The sequence below is a fragment of the Maritimimonas rapanae genome (assembly GCF_057837205.1).
This window is the reverse complement of record NZ_JBYQFI010000002.1, coordinates 127383-151492: the sequence shown is the minus strand read 5'-3', so window position 1 is coordinate 151492 and position 24110 is coordinate 127383. Positions and strand designations below refer to the sequence as shown.

General features: G+C 33.1%; 18 protein-coding genes and 2 tRNA genes. 11 read left to right on the top strand and 9 right to left on the bottom strand.

The features are described 5' to 3' along the window. The first annotated feature begins 54 nt into the window (after positions 1-54). Entirely contained in the window at positions 55-1290 is a 1236-nt protein-coding gene (locus AC3IF2_RS10720) for a metallophosphoesterase (RefSeq protein WP_489167167.1), read from the top strand. A gap of 77 nt (positions 1291-1367) precedes the next feature. Further along, positions 1368-1664: a thioredoxin family protein gene (locus tag AC3IF2_RS10715; protein ID WP_480198941.1), complete on the top strand. Its 297-nt coding sequence runs from the start codon at positions 1368-1370 to the stop codon at positions 1662-1664. Here the strand turns inward: AC3IF2_RS10715 and AC3IF2_RS10710 are convergent. Together AC3IF2_RS10710 and AC3IF2_RS10705 are read right to left on the bottom strand one after the other, a co-directional pair. Next, positions 1661-2296, bottom strand: a complete 636-nt coding sequence (locus AC3IF2_RS10710) for a polysaccharide deacetylase family protein (RefSeq protein ID WP_489167166.1) — start codon at positions 2294-2296, stop codon at positions 1661-1663. The genes AC3IF2_RS10715 and AC3IF2_RS10710 overlap by 4 nt on opposite strands. A gap of 1 nt (position 2297) precedes the next feature. After that, on the bottom strand, positions 2298-5441 hold the full coding sequence (locus tag AC3IF2_RS10705; RefSeq protein WP_489167165.1) for a glycosyltransferase family 117 protein: 3144 nt from the start codon (positions 5439-5441) through the stop codon (positions 2298-2300). A 170-nt stretch (positions 5442-5611) separates the two neighbouring features. Here AC3IF2_RS10705 and AC3IF2_RS10700 point away from each other — a divergent pair. Next, positions 5612-5682: transfer RNA gene (locus AC3IF2_RS10700), tRNA-Gln, on the top strand. A 29-nt stretch (positions 5683-5711) separates the two neighbouring features. On the opposite strand, the gene AC3IF2_RS10695 is transcribed toward AC3IF2_RS10700, so the two are convergent. Continuing rightward, positions 5712-6542 carry a universal stress protein gene (locus tag AC3IF2_RS10695; RefSeq protein WP_489167164.1) on the bottom strand — a complete coding sequence of 277 codons (831 nt, stop codon included), beginning with the start codon at positions 6540-6542 and terminating at the stop codon, positions 5712-5714. A gap of 152 nt (positions 6543-6694) precedes the next feature. Here AC3IF2_RS10695 and rimP point away from each other — a divergent pair, with 152 nt between their 5' ends. From rimP to AC3IF2_RS10675, 4 genes are all read left to right on the top strand, one after another. Then, positions 6695-7156, top strand: coding sequence for a ribosome assembly cofactor RimP (rimP, locus tag AC3IF2_RS10690; protein ID WP_489167163.1), 462 nt, complete (start codon positions 6695-6697; stop codon positions 7154-7156). Positions 7157-7168: 12 nt separating this feature from the next. Continuing rightward, positions 7169-8416, top strand: a complete 1248-nt coding sequence (gene nusA, locus AC3IF2_RS10685) for a transcription termination factor NusA (RefSeq protein ID WP_489167161.1) — start codon at positions 7169-7171, stop codon at positions 8414-8416. Positions 8417-8461: 45 nt separating this feature from the next. Next, on the top strand, positions 8462-11140 hold the full coding sequence (infB, locus tag AC3IF2_RS10680) for a translation initiation factor IF-2 (RefSeq protein WP_489167159.1): 2679 nt from the start codon (positions 8462-8464) through the stop codon (positions 11138-11140). A gap of 622 nt (positions 11141-11762) precedes the next feature. Continuing rightward, entirely contained in the window at positions 11763-12440 is a 678-nt protein-coding gene (locus AC3IF2_RS10675) for a peroxiredoxin-like family protein (protein WP_489167157.1), read from the top strand. A gap of 137 nt (positions 12441-12577) precedes the next feature. Here AC3IF2_RS10675 and AC3IF2_RS10670 read toward each other — a convergent pair whose 3' ends face one another. From AC3IF2_RS10670 to folB, 5 genes are all read right to left on the bottom strand, one after another. After that, positions 12578-14428: a M1 family metallopeptidase gene (locus AC3IF2_RS10670; protein WP_489167155.1), complete on the bottom strand. Its 1851-nt coding sequence runs from the start codon at positions 14426-14428 to the stop codon at positions 12578-12580. Positions 14429-14530: 102 nt separating this feature from the next. Further along, on the bottom strand, positions 14531-16264 hold the full coding sequence (locus AC3IF2_RS10665) for a S8 family peptidase (protein ID WP_489167153.1): 1734 nt from the start codon (positions 16262-16264) through the stop codon (positions 14531-14533). Positions 16265-16278: 14 nt separating this feature from the next. After that, positions 16279-17139: an MBL fold metallo-hydrolase gene (locus tag AC3IF2_RS10660; protein ID WP_489167151.1), complete on the bottom strand. Its 861-nt coding sequence runs from the start codon at positions 17137-17139 to the stop codon at positions 16279-16281. Between the two features lie 89 nt (positions 17140-17228). Beyond that, positions 17229-17299 (bottom strand) — tRNA-Cys (locus tag AC3IF2_RS10655). Positions 17300-17359: 60 nt separating this feature from the next. Further along, on the bottom strand, positions 17360-17716 hold the full coding sequence (gene folB / locus AC3IF2_RS10650; RefSeq protein ID WP_489167149.1) for a dihydroneopterin aldolase: 357 nt from the start codon (positions 17714-17716) through the stop codon (positions 17360-17362). Positions 17717-17801: 85 nt separating this feature from the next. On the opposite strand from folB, the gene AC3IF2_RS10645 reads away from it, so the two are divergent. Then, on the top strand, positions 17802-19403 hold the full coding sequence (locus AC3IF2_RS10645) for an FMN-binding glutamate synthase family protein (protein ID WP_489167147.1): 1602 nt from the start codon (positions 17802-17804) through the stop codon (positions 19401-19403). Here the strand turns inward: AC3IF2_RS10645 and fbp are convergent. Beyond that, complete coding sequence (gene fbp, locus AC3IF2_RS10640; protein ID WP_489167145.1) at positions 19393-20412, bottom strand: class 1 fructose-bisphosphatase; 1020 nt, start codon at positions 20410-20412, stop codon at positions 19393-19395. The genes AC3IF2_RS10645 and fbp overlap by 11 nt on opposite strands. A gap of 120 nt (positions 20413-20532) precedes the next feature. Here fbp and AC3IF2_RS10635 point away from each other — a divergent pair, with 120 nt between their 5' ends. The 3 genes from AC3IF2_RS10635 to AC3IF2_RS10625 are packed head-to-tail and all read left to right on the top strand — an operon-like array spanning position 20533 to position 24089. Beyond that, a complete protein-coding gene (locus AC3IF2_RS10635; RefSeq protein ID WP_489167143.1) occupies positions 20533-21021 on the top strand; it encodes a GNAT family N-acetyltransferase in 489 nt (162 codons plus the stop codon). Further along, positions 21008-22258 (top strand): aspartate kinase, encoded by a 1251-nt coding sequence (locus AC3IF2_RS10630; protein ID WP_489167141.1) that lies wholly within the window; start codon positions 21008-21010, stop codon positions 22256-22258. The genes AC3IF2_RS10635 and AC3IF2_RS10630 overlap by 14 nt, the downstream gene beginning before the upstream one ends. 34 nt (positions 22259-22292) lie before the next feature. Further along, on the top strand, positions 22293-24089 hold the full coding sequence (locus AC3IF2_RS10625; protein ID WP_489167140.1) for a GNAT family N-acyltransferase: 1797 nt from the start codon (positions 22293-22295) through the stop codon (positions 24087-24089). Positions 24090-24110: the final 21 nt, after the last annotated feature.

Below are 24110 nucleotides of genomic sequence, written 5' to 3'. Positions count from 1 at the left end.
AAATAGATTCTTTGTTTTAGGTTTATATTTGTTTGGGTTTAACAGAAATTAGGTATGATTCGCTGGATTATTTTTCTTGCCATTTATTTAGTTATTGATCTTTATGCTTTTCAGGCATTTAAAACAACTTTTAAACATCGGTGGTTACATATATTATATTGGATTGTAACTATTTTAGTAATGTTAAACTTTATATACCAATTGGTGACCTTTAATCGTAGTGTGGGTATTACACCAACAACTAATCAAGCCATAGGTTTCTTTTTAAGTTTGTTTATTCCTAAAATTGTATTACTGTTATTTATGTTTGGAGAGGATATTTTTAGAGTTCCACAAGCATTGTACAGAATGGCTACAGAAGGTAAAGCTGCTGAGGGTAATTATTTTCCATCTCGAAGGAAGTTTATTAGCCAAATTGCATTAGGTTTAGCTGCAATACCACTAGCCTCTTTGTTATACGGAATGTATAGAGGGAAATATAACTATAAGGTTTTAAAATATACCTTAGAGTTCGATGATTTGCCAAAAGCTTTTGACGGTTACCAGATTACACAAATATCTGATATACACAGCGGAAGTTTTGACAATAAGAAAAAGATTGAATATGGTATAGACCTTATAAATCAACAAAGTTCAGATGTTATTTTGTTTACTGGTGATATGGTAAACAATAGAGCTGATGAAATGCTGCCTTGGGTTGATTCTTTTAAAAAGTTAGGAGCTAAGGATGGAATGTATTCTGTATTAGGGAATCACGATTATGGCGATTATATTCAATGGGAAACTACTGAAGGTAAAACCAAAAACATGGAGAAATTAAAAGAAATTCATAAAGAGATTGGGTTTGATCTTTTATTGAATGATAATCGTTATTTAGAAAAGAATGGAGAAAAAATTGCTTTGGTAGGAGTTGAGAATTGGGGAGCTGGTGGATTTAAAAAAGCTGGTGATCTGCCAAAAGCATCAACGGGAATTGACAAAAAAGATTTTAAGATCTTACTGAGTCATGACCCGAGCCATTGGGAAGAAGAAGTAAAAAAAGATGATAAACACTTTCACCTAACATTAAGTGGTCATACACATGGTATGCAGTTCGGTATAGAAATTCCAGGTTGGATCAAATGGAGCCCGGTAAAATGGCGTTACAAACATTGGGCGGGTATTTATGAAGACGCAGGTAAATATATTAATGTAAATAGAGGTTTTGGTTTCTTAGCATATCCTGGAAGAGTTGGTATTTGGCCAGAAATTAGTGTTATTACCCTGAAAAAGAGCTCAAAAACTGCATAATTAATAAAAGAATATTATATTTGTTTATAGATAGTATTATTAGCCCAAATGTTATTGTCTAAATAAAATTCATGCTTATGGCAAAATTTGGCGAATTAATTAATTCAAACATTCCAACACTGATCGATTTTTATGCCGATTGGAATGAAAATAACACAAGTCTACACTCTGTGCTAAGAGATGTTGCGGCTGCACTTGGCGATAAAGCAAAGGTCATTAAAATAGATATTGATAAAAATGAAACCTTAGCAAATGCTTTGCGTATTAAAGGTAACCCTACATTTATTATCTATAAAAATGGCGAGATGAAATGGCGCCAATCTGGTGAGCAAGATGCTAATACTTTAATTAGTTTAGTACAGCAATACGTTTAGGCAACCTCTATTTTTTTGAAGGAATAACTTTTTTTACTGAAATACTCAAGTATTTTTGGTAACACCACTAATACATTTTTTGCTGCTTTTTCGCTATCATGAAACACTATAATGCTACCAGATTTTGAGTTATTGATTACGTTATTAAATATTTTTTCGGGGTTGAAACTTGTATCCCAATCATAAGTTAAAACATCCCACATTACAATCTTATATCCTTGTTTTCTTAAGTATTTAGCTTGAGTGTTTTTTATTCTACCATATGGAGGTCTAAAAAGTTTAGAGTTGATTTTTTTATCAGCTTCTTCTATGTCTTTTAAATACATAGATTTATTACTTTTCCATCCATTTAAGTGATTAAAAGTATGGTTACCGATAGAATGCCCTTCTTCTAAGATTAGATTAAAAATGGATGGATTTTTCTTCACATTTTTACCAATGCAAAAAAAAGTGGCTTTGGCATTGAATTGTTTAAGAATATTTAAAACTTGCTCAGTAATTTCTTGTGTAGGGCCGTCATCAAAAGTTAGATAAAGTACTTTCTCATCAGGATTCTTATTAGAGATACTCCAAATATAATTCGGAAATAATTTTTTAAAAATCCATGGAGTTTTTACCAATACGAGCTGCACTTTATTCTAATATACCTTCAAACATTTTTACGGATTCGATATATCCTTTTTTCAATTCATCTGCAAAAGATTCATCAAATTCATCAGCAGTTGCAACCACATTGTTATACATAATAAGTGTAGTCTCTATATCATCATAATTCTTAGTGATACCATATTTATCGAGACTACTGTAGTAATCTATACGATCTCTAAAAATATTCACTAAAGTATCAGCAACGTTTTGAGCTTTCTCTTTCTTATCTATTTTGTAATAATTTTCAATATACCCTAATACCATACCATAATGACCATAACGTGCAATTGGCATTTTCTCAATAGATAGATCAAGAATCTCCTCTGCTTTATCCTTTTTGCCTTCTTTAATTAAAGCTTCGGCAAGTCGAACCAAATTATTTCTAAATGAAATACCATTTTTGCGAGTTTCAACATCTACATAAATATGATCACTATTAGAATTTTTCCAATCCCATTTTTTTACATTATTATACATTATATCTGTGTTAATGCGACCTATATCTAATATGCTTCTTGCGCGGCCATCTGGATAAGTACTTGGAGTTTTTATAGGTACAAATTTATATGCTAAGCCTTCTAATTGTAAATAATCTTTTAACCAAATATATTCTTCTGCAGCATGTGCACCACCAGTAAAATAGATAGGACGCTCCCAATTTGTATTTGCTAATACATCTAACATTAAAATGCGATTTTTGGTTAGACCATTTTCATCAATATCAAAATCAATATAAGGTAGAATCTTATCGGCATCTTCTGGAGCTACAATTCCATTTTTTAAAACAGCTTCTTTATCTACATACAGACGGAGTTTATTAGTAGGATAAATTTTTTCAGGATTACCGTCTTCATCAAAGTCTATAAATGTTCTAGGACTATCACTTTTTAACCATTTCATAAAGAAATCAATATCTACTCTATTTTCAAATGGTTTATCCTCAGTAGAATCATCTTCAAATAAATCAATGGTATCTTTTACGGCAATATTTTTTAATTCAATAGGTATATGATAAGCAACATCCAGTGTGCCAGTTCTATATTCTTCATGTGTTAGTTCTGAAGGAATAGGATCTGCGTCATACGTTTTACGTTTTTGTTGGTCAATATACCAATCCGTTGCGAACAGACTTGTATTTACCAACTTAATATCAGTTCTGTAATCTTCTACTTCTTGCATATACCATAGCGGGAAAGTATCATTATCACCAATGGTAAACATGATGGCATTTTTATCAGTAGAGTCTAAATATGCTTTGGCATTATTATGTGTTGCCCAACGCCCAGACCGATCATGGTCATCCCAGTTTTGAAAGCCCATAAGCACAGGTACAGCTAATAAACATACTGCACTAATAGTGAGAGCTGCAATCCTAGGATTTAATTTACTTTTAAATTGTTCGAATAGCGCTAGTACACCAAAGCCAATCCAAATTGCAAAAATGTAAAAAGAACCTACTACTGCATAATCACGTTCGCGAGGTTCAAATGGTTTAGGGTTGGTGTAGAATATAATGGCTAATCCTGTAAAGGCAAAGAAGAGTAGTAGCACATAAAAATTCTTTTTATCAAATTTTATATGGAATAAGAGACCTATAATTCCTAAAATAAGCGGTAGAAAATAATATGTATTTCGCCCTTTATTTTCTGCCATTTCTGGAGGCAAATTATCTTGTGACCCTCTTAAAAAATTATCGACAAAGCTGATACCGCTAATCCAATTACCATGGTTGTCTAAATTACCTTGTACATCATCTTGTCGTCCAACAAAATTCCACATAAAATAGCGGCCATACATATAACCAAATTGAAAGTCGAGCATAAACTTTAGATTCTCAGCAAAAGTTGGCCTACGTTTACTTCGTTGAGGTATCCCTGCAACAGCTTTATAGTTTGCAATTACACTTGGTGACGGATCCACCATTCTAGGTATAAATCCTTTATGTTTATCTGTATAATTTGGTAAAGCGTTTTTGTATTTATTTACAATTACATATTTACCTGCTTTTTTGTCTTTTTCATACTTAGGTTTATCATCTCTGTATGGATCATTAGGATCTTGCTGACGTGTTTCTGAATAGTATGAATCATAAAAAATACTGGCATCTCCATATTGCTCACGATTATAATATGCTAACAGCTCACGAGCACTTGAAGGATTATTTTCATTAATAGTTGTATTTGCGTTTGCACGGATAGGCAGCATTAACCATGATGAAAAACCTATCATAACAAATAACAAACATAGAATGATCAGATTTGTATTGTATAATTTTTTCTTACGCGTATAACGAATTCCGAAATAAAATACCGCGATTAATAAGATACCAGCGATAATGCTTCCAGAATTAAAAGGCAATCCTACAGAATTTATAAAGAATAATTCTGATGCACTAAAAAATGCTAATGTGTATGGAAATAAAAATTTGAATACAAATACTAATACCAATACAGAAACTATATTAGCAATGATGAATTTTTTAGTGGTAATGTCTTTGTATTTTTTATAAAAATAGATAAATACAATAGACGGAATTACTAATAGAGATAATATGTGAACTCCAAATGATAAACCTACTACAAAACTAATGAGTAGTAACCATTTGTGGCCACGAGGCGAATCCATTTCACTTTCCCATCGTAATCCTAGCCAGAACAATAAAGCCATCAAAAAGGACGACATTGCATATACCTCACCTTCAACGGCACTAAACCAAAAACTATCTGAAAATGTATATGCTAAAGCCCCAACTAAACCACTACCTAGAATTGCAATAGATTTTGCATTGGTTAATTCCTCTGCTTTACCTACAATTTTTTTAGCGAGTGCGGTGATTGTCCAAAATAAAAATAGGATAGTAAATGCACTAGCCAAAGCAGACATGAAATTCACCATTTTAGCTATTTGCGTTACATCACTAGTAAACATTGCAAAGAACGCGCCCAACATTTGAAATAATGGTGCTCCTGGAGGATGACCAACTTCAAGTTTTACAGAAGTAGCTATATATTCGCCACAATCCCAGTAGCTTACAGTAGGTTCTAAAGTTAAAGTATATGTTATGAGAGCAATTGCAAAAGCGACCCACCCTAAAATGATGTTTAACTTTTTATAATTGAAGTTGTTCATGAATTCATTTTTGTACTGTGGGCGAATTTACTAATAATAATCGATTAATACAGGCGAATTATTGTGTGTAGAAGCTCTTGTCGTTATTAAATTTGTGTTAAAAGTATCTCTGAATTTTTTATAAAAAATATTTGCTGAATAAAAAGATTGAATTAAATTTGCACCCGCATTGGCCCATGGTGTAATGGTAACACTCCGGTTTTTGGTACCGTCATTCAAGGTTCGAGTCCTTGTGGGCCAACAAAAAGCTCTCAGAAATGAGAGCTTTTTTTATATTTTAAAAGTCATTACCGGACGTAAAGCATGATTTGCCAAGTCTTTACCTATATGGCTACTAAAAAGTTGATATAAACCACTTCGTTTATGAGTGTTTATGGCTATTATATCCGCATCCAGCTCACTTGAGAAATTTAAAATACCTTCCTCAATTGTTTTATCACTATAGATATTTAAAGTGTAATTTTCGACATTAAAACCATCTACAAATGCTGCCATTCTTTCATTTATTTTTTTTGTAGATTTAAAGTTAGAGATGGTATTTATAAAAAGTAAATGTAGTTTAGCACCAAAAATATTAGCATATTCAATCACATTTGGAAACGTTTTTTTACTTTCATCACTAAAGTCTGAAGCAAAAACAATATTTTTAGCATCAAAATTATCTATATCCTGTTTAATAACTAGTACAGGTATGTGAGAGTGCCGCACAACTTTTTCTGTATTAGAGCCAACAAACATTTCTTTTAAACCAGTAGCGCCTTGCGACCCCATTACAATTAGATCTACGTCAAGCTTTTTGCTTTCTTCTATTACTCCTTCAAATGTTTTATGGAACCGAACATCTTCTTTTACTGTTACACCGTCAAAAAAAGGGAGGGCCATAAATTCTTCAAATTTTTTATGCACACCTTTCATATAATAAATGGCCTGAGCACCTCCACTAGTATTACTTGAATTGCCAGGATCAATAGTTTGAGAGGGTACGTCAAACATATGTAATAAAATTACTTCGCTATTGGTTTTTTTAGCAATACTAGCTGCTACTTTACATGCGTATTTTGCCTGATCGGAAAAGTCAACCGGAACTAAAATTCGATTCATAATTAGTTGATTTAATGTTAGCTGTATAAATATACTAATATTAACAACACAAACTTAAGTTGTAAGTATAAAAATTAGTTTGTATATTTGCAGCGAAAATAAAGGTAATAGAAATAGGAGGGGACGGAAAGTCCCCTCTTTTTATACAAAAAATGAACCAAGTAACGGTTAAAAATTTAGTAGACGAAGCAATTTTAGAGAACGAACGATTGTTTTTAATCGACCTTAAATTTTCTGCAGATAATAAAATTATTGTTGTTGTAGATGGTGACGATGGTGTTCCGTTAAAGGAATGTATACGTATCAGTCGTCATGTAGAACACAATTTAGATAGAGAAGAAGAAGATTTTTCTCTAGAGGTTACTTCACCAGGAGCCACTGAACCTTTAGTAAATAATAGGCAGTATAAAAAAAATATTGGCAGAACCTTAAAGGTGAAAACTGAAACTGAAAGTTTTGAAGGCAAACTTGCTAGTGCTAATAATGATGAGATTGTATTAGAATGGAAAGCTAGAGAACCAAAACCAGTTGGAAAAGGAAAAGTTACTGTTGTTAAAGAAGCAACAATAAAATATATAGATATTAAACAAGCAAAAGTGAAAATAAATTTTTAATTTAAGAATGAAATGGAAAACATCGCATTAATTGAATCTTTTTCAGAATTTAAAGACGATAAAAGTATAGATAGGGTTACCCTAATGGCAATACTTGAAGATGTGTTTAGAGCTGCATTAAAAAGGAAGTACGGTTCTGATGAAAATTTCGACATCATTATAAATCCTGATAAAGGAGATTTAGAAATTTGGAGAAATAGAGTAGTGGTAGAAGATGGCGAAGTAGAAGAGCCAAACGAAGAAATTACATTAACAGAAGCACGTAAGATAGAACCTGATTTTGAAGTTGGAGAAGATGTCTCTGAAGAGGTTAAATTAGTAGATCTAGGTAGAAGAGCTATTTTAGCTTTACGCCAAAATCTTATATCTAAGATTCATGAGCATGATAATACGAATGTATTTAAACAATTTAAGGATCTTGAAGGTGAAATTTATAGTGCAGAAGTACATCACATTCGTCATAACGCGGTAATTTTGTTAGACGATGAAGGTAATGAGATCATTTTACCTAAAAGTGAGCAAATAAAATCTGACTATTTCCGTAAAGGAGAATCTGTAAGAGGTATTATAAAATCAGTTGAGTTAAGAGGAAATAAACCAGCAATTATTCTATCAAGAACATCACCAGAGTTCTTAACTAAATTATTTGAACAAGAAATTCCTGAGGTGTTTGACGGTTTAATTACTATAGAAAGAGTAGCACGTATACCGGGTGAAAAAGCAAAAATTGCTGTAGATTCTTACGATGATAGAATTGATCCTGTTGGAGCTTGTGTTGGTATGAAGGGTTCTCGTATACATGGTATCGTTCGAGAGTTAGGCAATGAAAATATAGACGTGATCAACTATACAAAAAACGATAAAATATTTATTGCGAGAGCGTTGAGCCCTGCTAAAGTAGCGTCTATGGAAATTAAAGAAGCCGCTGAAGGAGAAAAACCTCGCGTCGATGTATATTTAAAACCAGAAGAGGTTTCAAAAGCAATTGGTAAAGGTGGAGTTAATATTCGTTTAGCTAGTCAATTAACAGGCTACGAGCTAGATGTTCAACGTGAAGGCATTGAAGACGAAGATGTAGAATTAACTGAATTTACTGATGAGATAGAAGCATGGGTAATTCAAGAATTTAAGAAAATAGGTTTAGATACTGCTCGTGGCGTTTTAGATCAAGACGTGAACGACTTGGTAAAAAGAACAGATTTAGAAGAAGAAACAATTATTGATGTTCAGCGTATTTTAAAAGAAGAATTTGAAGATTAATCTTAATTAGAATACAAAAAATAAGAAGAAAAATTATAGTATTATATGGCTACATTGAGGCTAAATAAAGTTTTAAGAGAATTAAATATTTCATTAGATAGAGCTGTTGAGCATCTAACAAAACAAGGTTTTGAGATAGAGGCTAGACCAACAACTAAGATTTCTGATGAAATATATAATGTACTCTTAGACGAATTTCAAACCGATAAAAGTAAGAAGGTAGCTTCACGTGAGGTTGGTGAAGAAAAGCGAAAAGAAAAAGAAGCACTTCGAATTGCTCAAGAAAAAGAACTTGAGAAGAAACGGTTAGAAGAAGAAGCCAAAAAAGAAATTTTTAAAACTGAGAGTGAGAAACTATCTGGACTAAAAACTGTTGGCAAGATCGACCTTGAAGAAAAGAAATCTACCAAAAAAGAAGAAGCAGAAGCACCAGTTAAAAAAGAAGAACCTAAAGCTAAAGTTGAAACTCCTAAAAAAGAAGTAGAAACTAAAAAGAAAGAAGCTAAGGCCGAAGAAGTTGAAGAAGTTGAGGAAGTTGAGCCAGAAAAAATAGAAACTAAGTATAAAAAATTATCTGGACCAAAGCAAGTAGGTGAAAAGATTGACTTAAAGCAATTCGAAAAGCCAAAGAAAAAGCCAGAAGATAAAAAGAAAGCTGAATCTGAAGCAAATAAGAAGAAAAGAAAACGTATCAGTAAGCCCGTAAACTTTAACCAAGGAGGCGGACAGCGTGGAGGAGGAAATAACTTTAGAGGAAGAAATGATAACAGAGGTAATAATGCAGGTAGAGGTAGAAAAGCCGTTGTTAAAGAAGAGCCATCTGAAGAAGAAATCCAAAAACAGGTACGCGAAACTTTAGAAAAACTTCAAGGAAAATCTAAAAAAGGTAAAGGAGCAAAATATAGAAGAGAGAAAAGAGATGCTCACCGTCAACAAACTGAAGTAGATTTAGAATTACAAGCAGCAGAAAGTAAAACATTAAAAGTAACAGAATTTGTTACAGTTAGTGAAGTTGCAACGATGATGGATGTTGCTGTTACACAAGTAATCTCTGCTTGTATGTCTTTAGGGATGATGGTAACCATGAATCAACGATTAGATGCAGAAACCTTATCTATTGTTGCCGAAGAGTTTGGTTACGAAGTTGAATTTGTAAGTGCAGAAGTAGAAGAGGCAATAGAAGAAATAGTTGATGAAGAAGGAGATTTACAACCAAGAGCTCCGATTGTTACCGTAATGGGTCACGTAGATCATGGTAAAACATCGTTACTAGATTACATCCGTAATGCAAATGTAATTGCTGGTGAATCAGGTGGAATTACACAACACATTGGCGCATATGCGGTTGAGCTAAAAGATGGTCAAAAAATCACATTTTTAGATACACCTGGTCACGAAGCCTTTACAGCGATGCGTGCTCGTGGTGCTCAAGTAACCGATTTGGTTATTATTGTAATTGCAGCTGATGATTCAATAATGCCTCAAACAAAAGAAGCAATTAGTCATGCGCAAGCTGCTAGTGTACCAATTGTTTTTGCAATCAATAAAATTGATAAACCAGACGCCAATCCTGATAAAGTGAAAGAAGAATTGGCAGGTATGAACTTGTTAGTAGAAGATTGGGGTGGTAAAGTTCAATCTCATGATGTTTCTGCAAAAACAGGACAAGGTGTTGATGAATTATTGGAAAAAGTATTACTAGAGGCTGAGTTATTAGAGTTAACAGCAAATCCTTCTAAAAATGCAATTGGTACTGTTGTAGAAGCTTTATTAGATAAAGGTAAAGGTTATGTTTCTACTATTTTAGTTGAAGCAGGTACCTTACGTATCGGTGATTTTATGCTTGCCGGAAAGAATAGTGGTAAAGTAAAAGCGATGCACGATGAGCGTGGTAATTCATTAGAAGAAGCAGGGCCTTCAACACCAGTTTCAATCTTAGGATTAGATGGTGCTCCGCAGGCAGGTGATAAGTTCAATGTGTTGGATGATGAGCGTGAAGCGAAACAAATTGCGTCTAAACGTTCTCAGTTACAACGTGAGCAGTCAGTGAGAACACAACGTCATATTACACTTGATGAAATTGGTAGACGTATTGCCTTAGGTGATTTCCAAGAATTGAATATTATCCTTAAAGGTGATGTAGATGGTTCAGTAGAAGCATTAACAGATTCATTACAGAAGTTATCTACCGAAGAAATTCAGGTGAATATTATTCATAAAGCGGTTGGTGCCATTACAGAATCAGATGTGTTACTAGCATCGGCTTCAGATGCTATTATAGTTGGGTTTAATGTAAGGCCATCTGGTAGTGCAAGAACCTTAGCAGATAAAGAAGAAATTGATATCAGAAATTACTCAATTATTTATGATGTAATTAATGATGTTAAAGATGCTATGGAAGGTATGTTATCACCAGAGATGAAAGAGGAGATTACGGGTAATGCTGAAATTAGAGAGACCTATAAGATTTCTAAGATAGGTACAATAGCTGGTTGTATGGTAACTGATGGTAAGATCTTTAGAAATTCTAGAATTAGAATTATTAGAGAAGGCGTAGTTGTCTTTACAGGTGAATTAGCTTCTTTAAAACGATTTAAAGACGATGTTAAAGAAGTTGCTAAAGGGTACGATTGTGGTATGCAGATCAAAAACTACAATGATATTAAAGAACTAGATATTATTGAAGCCTACCAAGAAGTAGCTGTTAAGAAAACATTGAAGTAATAACTGTCAAATTGAGTGATCTCAACTATGTTGAGATTGTATCGAAATCTATAAATTTTAAAACCCAAATATCAACGTTTGGGTTTTTTTATGCTTAAAATTTTATGTTTCGCTTATCGACCTGCTAAACGCAGTTCTGTATTTTTTGAGTAAATATAAAGAATTTGGGTAATCATTATTAGATATATGACTTCCTATTAAGATCTAATAATGATTCGTCAAATAGGTAGTATGCTACCGTTATTTGCCAAATTCTGGTTATTGGGAATAAAAAATGCAGTATCAAATTGCTTTTAGCTACTGTTATTGCACGTTAAGCACTTGAGTGCGTCAGCAGGAGCTGTTGTTAGTAGATATTGACTTAAGCAATTTGGTTTAGCAGGTCGTTAGAGCACATTTCACTTGTGGGGTGAGAGTGCAAAGCACGTAGCAACATAAGTCAGCTTCAGCTGAATGTGCTCTAACGATTAAGCTAAGAGGAGTTTAATTCCATTTAGCGACAGATAAGCGAAGTTCGAAGAAATTTGATTAAGTAACAAAATAAATTATAATCTATGAAAGGTCTTAATTTCTTATGCGACTTAGCTCACTAATAGTTAACTTAATTAAATTCACAATCAAAATGAAAAAATTATTTATGCTAGTTGCATTAGTAAGTGTAATTGCATGTAAAAAAAAGGAAGAAAAACCTGTAGAACCTAAAAAAGAAGAAGTTGTAGAGGTAACAAAAGAAGAACCAAAAGTAGATTATGCTAGTTATGGTATGAAAGATGACGATGCTCCAAAAGGTCTTGCTAAAGGATCAAAAGCACCAGAAGTTAATCTAACAATAGATGGTAAGCAAGTTGCATTGGCAGACCTTTATAAAGACCAAAATATAGCAGTTATTTTTTACAGAGGTTATTGGTGTCCTTATTGTAGCAAGCACTTAGCAGAGTTTGCAACTAGAGCTAAAGAATTAGAAGATAGAGGCATTAAGTTAATAGCTATAACTCCAGAAACTGAGGAAGGTATTACAAAGGCAAATGATGCTTCTAAGGCAAACTTTACGATTGTATCTGATACTGATGGTAGTCTACAAAAAGCTTTTGATGTAGATTTTGGTGTAACTGATGGTTATGTTGGTAAGGTAAATGAAATGCTAAAAGTTTCTATACCAGAAAATAATGCAACTGGTGAAGCAAAATTACCTGTGCCTGCTACTTATGTAATTAATAAAGAGGGAGAAATTATCTATGCTCATTTTGACCCAGATTATAAAAAGAGAGCTAGTGTTGACGATATTTTAGGAGCAATCTAAAACCTAATTTGTTATTCCTGCGAAGGCAGGAATCTATTTTATATATTAGCTAGATTCCGTATCAAGTATGGAATGACAAAAATATAATAAAAAAAAGCCGCTCATTGAGCGGCTTTTTTTTATTATAGATGTATAATTTATCCTTTAATTTTTGAAACTTCTATAGACTTAGTATTATTATTTTTATTTAGATCTGCCATTCTATTTTCAGGATCTATTTCTACAGACTGCACTTCTTTTTTAGCAGTAAAAGTATAGTTAGGCTGTACCCAAGACCAGTCGTTTATTACAGTAGCTTCTGTAGGTTTTTGACCAAGTAGCATTCTTAATGGTATGTAGAAGTTTTCTACAGTTCCGTCAGTATAGGTAACTTTTAAATCAATCGGCATTGGTAAATTTCCATTACGCTTTAGAGATACATTTTTACCGTCAATTTTATCGACTCCATAGTCTATTACATTAGTACTTTGTGTCCAATAATTTAAATACCAATCTAACTGTAGACCAGATACTTTTTCTGCCGTACGCTTAATATCATTAGGCGTTGGATGCTTAAATTTAAAATCTTCAAAATATTTTTTAATGGTTTTCTGTAAATTTTCTTCACCAATAATATATCCTAATTGGGCTAAAAATAAGGCCCCTTTACTATATGCTGAAGTGCCATAAGAATAATTATAAAGGTATCTATCTGCATGCATAGCTTGTGGTTCTTCAACTCCAGATTTAGCAAGCTTAAAATAACTGCTGTAAGATCCTTCGTTTGGATTTGTCTTATTCTGCTGCAGTACTTTATTTACAGCTAAATTTGAAATGTAAGTAGTAAACCCTTCATCCATCCACTCATGTTTTTGTTCATTTGTTGCTAGTAAAAATTGAAACCAAGTATGTGCCAATTCGTGGGAAGTAACACCGACTAGGCTACCAAAATTACGTTCACCTGTAATTAAGGTACACATGGCATACTCCATACCACCATCACCAGCTTGAATCACAGAATATTGTTTGTAAGGATACTGCCCAATATTTTTATTAAAGAAAGCCAATAATTCGACAGTTTTAGGCTGCAGCTCTTTCCAGTTTTTTAAGTATTCTTTGGCTAAGGTCTTTTTATATAAAAAGTGCAACGTTACATCATTTTCACCTTTTATTTTATCATGAATATATTCTGGATCGGCTGCCCAAGTAAAATCATGAACTTTAGGTGCTTTAAAATGCCATGTTAATTTGTCTCCTTTAGGTCTAACAATCTTTCCAGTTTCATAACCATGACCAATTTCATTAGGATTTTGTAAATACCCACTTCCGCCAATCACATAATCTTTATCAATACTAATTTTCACATCAAAATCACCCCAAACACCATGAAATTCTCTGCCAATATATTGGCTTGCATGCCAGCCTTCAAAATCATATTCAACTAGTTTAGGATACCACTGCGCCATAGACAAAGCGACCCCTTCTTTATTATTTCTACCCGAACGACGAATATGAACAGGCACTTGACCTTTAAAAGTCATATCGAAAATTACTTTCTCTCCTGGTAAAATAGGTTTGCTCAATGTTACTTTTAGAATCGTACCTATAGTTTCATGTTTTATAGCTACACCATCTTGTTTTAGAGATTTCACTTTTATAAAACCTATTTCATTTGGTTTTAATTTAGAAATTCTACTTTCAAAGACTGGTTTATCTACCGAACCTACATTGTTCACCATTTTCGGACTAGGGTCAGCAACGGTCTGCAATCTAATATCCATTTCGCTCTCTGGTTGAAAAGCATTAAAGAATAAATGATAAAATACCTTATCTAAAGTATCTGGTGAATTATTGGTGTAAACTATTTTTTGTTTACCATCGTACTGAAAATTTTTAACATTCATATCGATTTCCATAGTGTAATCAACATGCTGTTGCCAGTAACTGGTATTTTGTGCATTTAATGAAAATGCTATAAGGGTTGCTATTGAAAGTAGTATATTTTTCATTCTTAAAAATTTACTGTTGCAAGATACCAATATCAACTTTGATACCAAAAAAAGCACGCTCGATTTGAGCGCGCTTTTTTAATTTTTCCGCTTTAAGCGAAACTATGATTTTTTAGCAAGCTTTTCTGCCATTTTTAAAGCATTATATGCATTTAAAATTTTACCCGAAACTGATAATTCGCTAAACTTTACTTTATCTGTTTTACTACCTGGTAAAATTACCTCACCATCATATTGAATACCAGAATCCATAATAATCTTTTTAACCTGCTTAGCGGTTAAAGTAGGATAATATGAACGAATTAAAGCAGCAACACCAGCAACCTGAGGGGCAGCCATTGATGTACCTTGAATAGATTCGTAAGAATCTTTAGGGAATGCAGAGTAGATTTCTGAACCTGGCGCAAAAATGTCTACATTTTTTTTCCCATAATTAGAAAAAGAAGATACTAGGTTTTCATTATAATTACGCGTCATAGAACCTATAGTTAATACATTATCAGAAATTTCTACATTCTTATCTTTAGAATCATTCGGAAAGTTGTCATCAACATCAAAATCACTAGCATCATTACCGGCTGCATGCACTAACAATACATCTTTATCTGCTGCATATTTAATAGCTTCAAAAACCCATTCAGCATCTGGTGAATAACTTTTACCAAAGCTCATATTAACCACTTTAGCACCATTATCTACCGCGTATCGAATAGCAAGTGCAACATCTTTATCGTACTCATCACCATCTGGTACTGCACGAATTGCCATAATTTTAACATTATGAGCGGCACCGTTCATACCGATATTATTGTTGCGCTTTGCAGCAATGATTCCAGAGACATGAGTACCATGGCTTTCATCATCTTTAGAACCGATCACATAACCGTTGCCATAATTTTTATCATTAATGTCATTAGGGTTATCACCAGCCAGTCTACCATTAAAATCTACTTTGTATTGAGCGTTTAATTGATTAGAATAATGATCTACGATGCCCTGTAATTCTTTATCAGCTTCTTCTGCACTAGAACCAGAGTCTAAAATTTTCATCATAATCATTTTGCCTTGCATTAGTTCTTGATCTACCAATGTAATACCGTTTACTTCTTCTAAAGAGTAGTCTTTTTTACCCAAAATTTTCACAATAGTATCATTAGCCTTAGCAACAAACTCTTTTATTGCAGAGTACTGAGCTACTTGATTATATGCATTTGAGTTTTTGTCGTCTACTATTTTCTTTAGTTTTGTGTAAAGTTCGAAGTCAGCTTTATCTTCTTCTGTAATTCGATCAGCCGATTTTCCATCAAAACGAGGCATCCATTTTTTAACAATGCGAGTTAATTCTAACTGCTCAGGATTCGCTTGTCCTTTTTCTCCACCTAGAAAATTCCAACCATATATATCATCAACATAACCGTTTCCATCATCATCTTTTCCATTATTAGCTACCTCATCTTCATTTATCCATACGACATCTTTTAAGTCTTCGTGTTCTACATCTATACCCGAATCAATTACTCCAACAATTACAGTTTTTCCAGTTTTCCCACTTAAAAAATCATAGGCTTTAGCTAAACTCATACCAGGCACAGAATCTTTGTAAATATCCATATGTGGCCAAGATTGTATTTCTGCCTCAGTCATTTCACCTTTTTTAGCTACTATTTTCACTCCAATAAAAGGAGTTTCATTTACAATAGGCTGCCCTTCTGGTGTTTTAGGAATTTCCGATGTGCTCTGTTGCGTTGTTGTTTGTGTAGTTGTTTTTGCAGAAGCACAACTAGCTAAAATAATAGTCGCCATTACTGCAACCGAAATTGATTTTAAAATCCTCATCTTCATTATTATTATTAATTAAATATTTCGTTAAATGTATGTGTGTTTTTTAGTCTTACGCCTTTTTCACTGTGTTTTACTGTACAAAGCTCATTCATTGCATCGTGCTCTAAGAATAGATAATATTCGTTATCAGCAGCAGTATTTAAGAACTTTGATTTTTCATTCATCGTTATTAAAGGTCTGGTATCATAACCCATTACATAAGGTAGCGGTATATGCCCAACTGTTGGTATCAGATCTGCAGTAAAAACTATTGTTTTCCCTTTATAGTTAATGTGTGGCAACATTTGTTTTTCTGTATGACCATCTACAAATAAAATGCCAAATCCCAATTCAGAATTTTCTTGATAATCTTTATCAGGAAGTGAAACAAAATTTAATTGGCCACTTTCTTCTATAGGCAGAATATTTTCTTTTAAAAAGGATGCTTTTTCACGAGCATTTGGCTCTACAGCCCATTGCCAATGATTCGTATTACTCCAAAATTTTGCATTTTTAAAAGCGGGTTCGTAACCTGTTTTATCCTTATTCCACTGAATGCTAGCACCACAATGATCAAAATGTAAATGTGTTAGAAAAACATCAGTAATATCATCACGATGAAAACCATGTTTAGCTAAAGAAGTATCTAAGGAAAAATCTCCGAAAAGATAATAATAGCTAAAGAATTTATCAGATTGTTTTGAACCTAAACCAGTATCAATTAAAATCAAACGATTACCAACCTCTATAAGCATGCAACGCATACTCATATCGATCATATTATTATTATCAGCAGGATTTGTACGTTGCCATAAAGATTTAGGAACCACTCCGAACATAGCACCACCATCTAACTTAAAGTTTCCTGTTTCTATAGGATAAATCGTCATTTTTTTGCAAAAAGTTTACAAATATGCTGAAAATAAGCTAAATAATTGTTAAAGAAAAGAAAAAACCTCATCATTCGATGAGGTTTTAGAGGCGTCGAGCGGATTCGAACCGCTGTAGGAGCTTTTGCAGAGCCCAGCCTAGCCACTCGGCCACGACGCCTTTTTTAACGGGCTACAAATTTAAGTAAATTAACTTTTTACACAATAAAAATGCTAACTATTATCGCTTCTTAGACATTTTAATAGTAACCATGGCTACATTGCCTCCGATAGGAGGATTTAACTTAGAAACTTCAACAGTTGCTTTTTTAACTAAAGCTATTTCTTTTAAGATTCTTTCTAAAATTTTATCAGCCACAGTTTCTAATAATTTTGTACGCACTGCCATTTCTTCTTTTACAATTTTGTTTAAATGAACATAATCTACAGTGTCATTTAATTTATCAGATTTTGCAGATTTTGAAAGGTCAGCTCTTATTGCAAGATCTACACGATAATCTGAGCCTATTTTTCCTTCTTCATCTAAACAACCATGATAAGCATAGACTCTAATATTTTTTACCTCAATGATTCCCATGTACAAAATTTTCCCAAAGATATGATTCTTACTAATATCATTTTGATCAAATCATTTTATTAAATTTAACCTCAAATTTTAATGTATGAAAGTTCGTGAACAATTTATTCTTTTATCTCTTGTAACTGTGGCTTCTATTATTGGAGTTTCTTTTTTTTGGAAACCTATCTTATGGAGTTTCATTCTTGTTGCTCCACTTTTTTTTATGGGATGGTATGATGTGTTGCAAACTAAACATACAATACGACGTAATTTTCCATTATTAGGACGCTTTCGTTATGCACTGGAATCTATCCGCCCTGAGATCATGCAGTATTTTGTCGAGACTGATACCGAAGGTAGACCATTAAATAGAATTTTTAGGTCATTAATATACCAACGCTCTAAAAAGGTAAATGATACTGCACCTTTTGGTACGCAGATGAATGTGTATCGTTCGGGTTACGAATGGATGGACCATTCAATGTATGCCAAAAATAGTACTAAAGAAATAGGTGAATTTCCAAGAGTAATAATAGGTGGGAAAGATTGCAAGCAACCTTATTCTTCTAGTTTATTAAACATTTCTGCGATGAGTTTTGGATCATTAAGCAAAAATGCGGTGATGGCATTAAATAAGGGAGCAAAAATTGGCGAATTTGCTCACAATACTGGCGAGGGTGGTGTAAGTCCGTATCATTTAAAGTATGGAGGTGATCTTATTTGGCAAGTTGGTACAGGTTATTTTGGTTGTAGAGATGAACATGGAAATTTTAGCGAAGAGGGTTACCAAAAAAATGCAACAAGACCTGAAGTAAAGATGATAGAATTGAAGCTGTCTCAAGGCGCAAAACCAGGCCATGGAGGAATTTTACCAGCCAAAAAAAATACAGAAGAAATAGCAAAAATAAGACATGTAAAAGCCGGTGTGGCTGTACATTCACCACCAGCACATACCGCATTTTCTGATGCTGATGGTCTCTTAAAGTTTATTAAAAAATTACGTGATCTTTCTGGTGGAAAACCTGTTGGGTTTAAGTTGTGTGTTGGTAAAAAGCAAGAGTTCATAGATATCTGTAAAGCTATGCTAACTACAGGAATTACTCCTGACTTTATAGCTGTTGATGGTGGTGAAGGAGGTACTGGAGCAGCACCTGTTGAATTCTCAAATTCTATTGGGATGCCTTTACGGGAAGGACTCGTTTTTGTACACGATACTTTAGTAGGGTTTGATCTTAAAAAGGAGATTAAATTAATTGCTGCGGGTAAAATAATTACAGGCTTTCACATGGCTAGAGCAATTGCTTTAGGCGCAGATGCTTGTAATAGTGCTAGAGCAATGATGTTATCTATTGGTTGTATACAAGCTTTACAATGTAATAATAACACGTGCCCTGTTGGTATTGCAACTCAAGATAAATCATTAATGAAAGGTTTGGTAGTAGAAGATAAAGCACCAAGAGCTGCTAATTACCATGAAGAAACAATACATAGTTTTTTAGAAATGGTAGCTGCTTCTGGTTTAAATAGCCCTTATGAAATTAAAAGAGAGCATATAAATAGAAGAGTTGGTATGAATACCGTTGCTAAATACGACGAAATATATCCTTATGTGACTAAAGGGTGTTTACTTTCTGAAGATACAATTCCTGAGAGTTACAAAGGGTACATGGCTAGTCATCGATTAAAAAGCTTAGCTAGTAATTAGCATCTTCAGGGTACTTAGCCATAAAACGTTGAGCGTCATCAACCATATTTTTACTTCCACAAAAGAAAGGAACACGCTGATGTAATTCGGTTGGCTTAATATCCATTATTCTCATGTAACCATCTGTTGCTTTTCCTCCAGCCTGTTCAGCTAAAAATGCCATAGGGTTACATTCATAAAGTAGCCGTAATTTTCCTTTTGGAGCTTTCGAACTTGTTGGGTAAATATAAACACCTCCTTTGATCATATTTCTATGAAAATCAGAAACCAGAGACCCAATATAACGTGCTTTATATGGACGATCGCCTTCTTCTGCCTGACAATATTTTAAATAATCTTTTACCCCTTGAGGAAAATGCACATAGTATCCTTCATTTATAGAATAGATATTTCCATCTTCAGGAAATTTCATATCAGGATGTGATAAATAAAAAGTTCCAATTGCCGGGTTTAGCGTAAATCCATTTACCCCATGACCTGTTGTGTAGACAAGCATAGTAGAAGTTCCATATACTATATAACCGGCAGCTACTTGTTTATTTCCTTTTTGTAAAAAATCCTCTTTTTGTACTGGTGTACCAACCGGAGTAACTCTTCTGTAAACAGAAAAAATAGTTCCTACAGATACATTTACATCAATATTAGAAGAACCATCAAGAGGGTCAATTAATACAACATATTTGTTGTTGTTCTTTTCATCATTCCCAGAAATGGCTACAAAGTCATCTTCTTCCTCACTCGCTATACCACAAACAATTTGCCGCTTGGTTAGCTTTTTCATAAAGATCTCATTAGCATATACGTCTAATTTTTGTTGATCTTCACCTTGTATATTAGTATCGCCAGCTTCACCTAAAATATCTACCAAACCAGCTTTGTTTACTTCGTGGTTTACCACTTTTGCCGCTAAACGTATAGAATTTATTAATCGTGAGAGCTCACCAGATGAGTATTTAAATTGCTTTTGATGTCCAATTATATACTCACCTAAGGTACTGTGTTTTTGCATAGCAAGTTGCTGTTGTATTTTTTACAAATATCGTTTTTCTTGTTTAAAAAAAATAACCTTTTCAATATCTTTTACCAAAGTTTTTTACATTAGCTTGCTCTTAAGGTACACATAGCTTTCATGGATTTTTTAATACGTAAAGGACAAAAAGAAGATATGGAATCAGTTTATAAACTGATTCATGAATTAGCCATTTATGAAAACGAACCTGAAGCTGTTAAAATTTCTGTAAATGATTTAATTAATGATGGTTTTAAAGCATTGCCAGAATTTGAAGTATTTGTTGCCGAAGTTAAAAAGAAAATTGTTGGTATGGCTTTATATTATAAGCGCTATTCTACTTGGGAAGGTAAATCTTTACATCTAGAAGACCTAATAGTAAATCAAGATTATAGAGGATATGGTATTGGTAAAGCTTTATATACCGAAGTAATGAAAACTGCCTATAATACTGATGTTAGACGTGTTGAATGGGAAGTTATTGATTGGAACAAACCTGCTATTGATTTTTACTTAAGTACAGGTGCTAACATGATTGAAAACTGGAATCTTTGCCAGATGAGTAGAGCTAATATGAAGTCTTTTTTAGAAAGTAATGAGAGTTTTTAAGTTTGGTGGAGCATCGGTAAAAGATGCAAAAGGTATTAAAAATGTAGCCGATGTTTTAAAACAGGTTGGTTATCAAGATGTATTCTTGGTAGTATCTGCCATGGGTAAAATGACCAATGCTTTTGAGAAGTTAACTAGAGCTTATTGTGATAAAAACGAATCTCTTTCTACTCTTTTACAAGAAATTAAAGAATATCATTATACCATTATTAATGATCTTTTTGAAGATAAAGATCATGCTATTTTTAATAAAATAAACAAACTGTTTACAGGGTTATCAGATTTTCTGGTTAAAAACCAATCAAGTGATTATGATTTTATTTATGATCAAGTAGTTAGTCAAGCTGAACTAATATCTACAGCTATTGTTAGTGAGTACTTAAAGAAAATTAATATAGAAAATACCTGGTTAGATGTACGAGATTATATTAAAACCAATAATGATTATCGTGACGCAAAAGTAGACTGGCTTGAAACCGAAAAGAAAATTTCTGAGATAAAAATTAATGGCACACTCTATATCACTCAGGGATTTTTAGGAAGAGACCAAAATAACAATACCACCACTCTAGGTAGAGAGGGCTCAGATTATACGGCTGGTATTTTTGCCTATTGTTTAAATGCAGAAAGTGTAACTATTTGGAAAGATGTAAAAGGAGTCTTAAATGCCGACCCGCGCTATTTTAAAGAAACAGAACTTCTAGAACAGATATCTTACACCGAAGCTATTGAATTGGCTTTTTATGGTGCTTCAGTTATACACCCAAAGACGTTACAGCCATTACAAAAAAAGGAAATTCCGTTGTATGTTAAATCATTCATAAATCCTAAAAATAATGGTACTTCTGTAAGTAGAGGTTTGCATATTTTTCCTGAGTCACCTTGTTTTATAGTAAAAAAAGATCAAGTTTTATTGTCTATTTCCTCTTTAGATTTTTCCTTTATTGTAGAACGAAATATAAGTGAGATTTTTAATCTGCTGCACAATTATAAGATGAAAGTAAATCTTATTCAAAATTCTGCAATTAGCTTTTCTGTTTGTTTAGATGATAAATATGACAATTTTAACGAACTATTAGAACAATTAAAGAGCAAATTTAAAATCAGCTATTACAAAGGTGTTTCTTTGTTTACTATTCGACACTTTACTAAGGAATCAATTCGATCTATTGAGCAAGATAAACAGGTGTTATTAAAACAGTTAAATCAAGAAACGGTTCAAATTGTAATTGAGTAGAATTTTCTATCTTAGCGAGTCTCAAAAAAACTGAATGAGCCTAGTATCCGCCAAGGAAATTGCTAAAGTAATTAACGTAGATAAATATGGGTTTATAGGAACCTTTATAGGATGGATTTTGCTAAAAATATTGCGAATTTCTAAGCTCAACGAAATCTACACCAAACATAAGAATAAGAAAGATATTGCCTTTTTAAATGCAATTTTAAATGAGGTACAGATTCATTTTGAAATACCCGAAGAAGACCTAAAACGTATACCAAAAGATGGTGCTTTTATTAGTGTTTCTAATCACCCTTTGGGCGGAATTGATGGCATTTTGCTACTAAAATTATTAGCTGAAAAGAGACCTGATTATAAGATCATTGCAAACTTCTTACTGCATAGAATCGAACCACTAAAACCTTATGTTATGCCTGTAAATCCTTTTGAAGATAGAAAGGATGCTCAGTCTAGCGTTGCTGGCATTAAAAATGCTTTGTTGCATTTAAAAAGTGGTGCTCCTTTAGGGATTTTTCCAGCTGGGGAAGTATCTACATATAAAGATGGTAAGTTAATTGTCGATAAACCTTGGGAAGAAAGTGCTATTAAATTAATACATAGAGCAAAAGTTCCTATTATTCCTATATATTTTCATGCAAAGAATAGTCGACTATTTTATTTATTATCTAAGTTAAGTGGTACTATGAGGACTGCTAAATTACCTTCTGAATTGTTAACTCAAGGTAGTCGTGTTATTAAAGTTAGAATAGGTAAGCCTATTTCGGTTAAAGACCAAGAATCTTACGAAAATATTGATGATTTTCATTCATTTATTCGTAAGAAAACCTATATGTTGGCTAATCCTTTTCATCCTCAAGGGCCTTTAATTAAACCTCCAAATTTAAAATTGCCGAAACAACCTAAGGAGATCATTGCGCCAGTTTTGACCGAAGATATGATAAAGGAAGTAGAGAAATTGCGCAAAAATGATTCTAGACTTTTAGAAAGTAAAAATTACGAGGTTTATTTTGCACCTAGTAGCGAGATACCTAATGTTATTAGAGAGATTGGTAGATTACGAGAAATTACGTTCCGTGAAGTAGGTGAGGGTACAAATAATGCAATAGATCTAGATGAATATGATAATTATTATCATCATATGTTTTTATGGGATGCTGATAGAAATTTGGTTGCAGGAGCGTATAGAATGGGGCTTGGCCAAAAGATATTTAAAAAATATGGTATAGAAGGTTTTTATATTAATACCTTATTTAGATTAGAGCCAGAATTGTATGATATGATGGAAAAAACCATTGAGATGGGAAGAGCATTCATCATAAAAGAGTACCAACAAAAGCCAATGCCATTATTTTTACTTTGGAAAGGTATCGTGCATGTTACACTTCGTTATCCTGAACATAAATATTTAATGGGTGGGGTAAGTATTAGCAATCAGTTTTCAAACTTTTCTAAATCGCTAATGATTGAATTTATGAAATCACATTATTACGACCCTTATTTAGCACAATATATACATCCTAAAAAAGAATATAAGGTAAAGTTAAAAGATGCTGATAAAGATTTTGTGTTTGATGAAAGTGAAGCTGATATGATCAAGTTCGATAAGATTATCGATGAAATTGAACCTGGTAGTTTGCGCATGCCAGTTCTACTTAAAAAATATGTTAAGCAAAATGCGCGTTTGGTGGCATTTAATGTAGACCCTAAATTTAACAATGCGGTAGACGGATTAATGTATATACGAATTGCTGATTTACCAGAAAGCACAGTTAAGCCTGTTATGGAAGAATTTCAAGCCGAACTCGAACGGAAACTTGCTGAAAAATAAAAGAGCTTCGAATTTCGAAGC

Bases quoted from the DNA above. Each gene is read 5' to 3' on its own strand.
- rimP (WP_489167163.1), top strand. From the start codon at position 6,695: ATGAACCAAGTAACGGTTAAAAATTTAGTAGACGAAGCAATTTTAGAG.
- AC3IF2_RS10635 (WP_489167143.1), top strand. From the start codon at position 20,533: ATGGATTTTTTAATACGTAAAGGACAAAAAGAAGATATGGAATCAGTT.
- AC3IF2_RS10715 (WP_480198941.1), top strand. From the start codon at position 1,368: ATGGCAAAATTTGGCGAATTAATTAATTCAAACATTCCAACACTGATC.
- folB (WP_489167149.1), bottom strand. From the start codon at position 17,716: ATGGGAATCATTGAGGTAAAAAATATTAGAGTCTATGCTTATCATGGT.
- fbp (WP_489167145.1), bottom strand. From the start codon at position 20,412: ATGCAAAAACACAGTACCTTAGGTGAGTATATAATTGGACATCAAAAG.
- AC3IF2_RS10705 (WP_489167165.1), bottom strand. From the start codon at position 5,441: ATGAACAACTTCAATTATAAAAAGTTAAACATCATTTTAGGGTGGGTC.
- nusA (WP_489167161.1), top strand. From the start codon at position 7,169: ATGGAAAACATCGCATTAATTGAATCTTTTTCAGAATTTAAAGACGAT.
- AC3IF2_RS10665 (WP_489167153.1), bottom strand. From the start codon at position 16,264: ATGAGGATTTTAAAATCAATTTCGGTTGCAGTAATGGCGACTATTATT.
- AC3IF2_RS10625 (WP_489167140.1), top strand. From the start codon at position 22,293: ATGAGCCTAGTATCCGCCAAGGAAATTGCTAAAGTAATTAACGTAGAT.
- AC3IF2_RS10720 (WP_489167167.1), top strand. From the start codon at position 55: ATGATTCGCTGGATTATTTTTCTTGCCATTTATTTAGTTATTGATCTT.
- AC3IF2_RS10670 (WP_489167155.1), bottom strand. From the start codon at position 14,428: ATGAAAAATATACTACTTTCAATAGCAACCCTTATAGCATTTTCATTA.
- AC3IF2_RS10660 (WP_489167151.1), bottom strand. From the start codon at position 17,139: ATGACGATTTATCCTATAGAAACAGGAAACTTTAAGTTAGATGGTGGT.
- AC3IF2_RS10675 (WP_489167157.1), top strand. From the start codon at position 11,763: ATGAAAAAATTATTTATGCTAGTTGCATTAGTAAGTGTAATTGCATGT.
- AC3IF2_RS10695 (WP_489167164.1), bottom strand. From the start codon at position 6,542: ATGAATCGAATTTTAGTTCCGGTTGACTTTTCCGATCAGGCAAAATAC.
- infB (WP_489167159.1), top strand. From the start codon at position 8,462: ATGGCTACATTGAGGCTAAATAAAGTTTTAAGAGAATTAAATATTTCA.
- AC3IF2_RS10630 (WP_489167141.1), top strand. From the start codon at position 21,008: ATGAGAGTTTTTAAGTTTGGTGGAGCATCGGTAAAAGATGCAAAAGGT.
- AC3IF2_RS10645 (WP_489167147.1), top strand. From the start codon at position 17,802: ATGAAAGTTCGTGAACAATTTATTCTTTTATCTCTTGTAACTGTGGCT.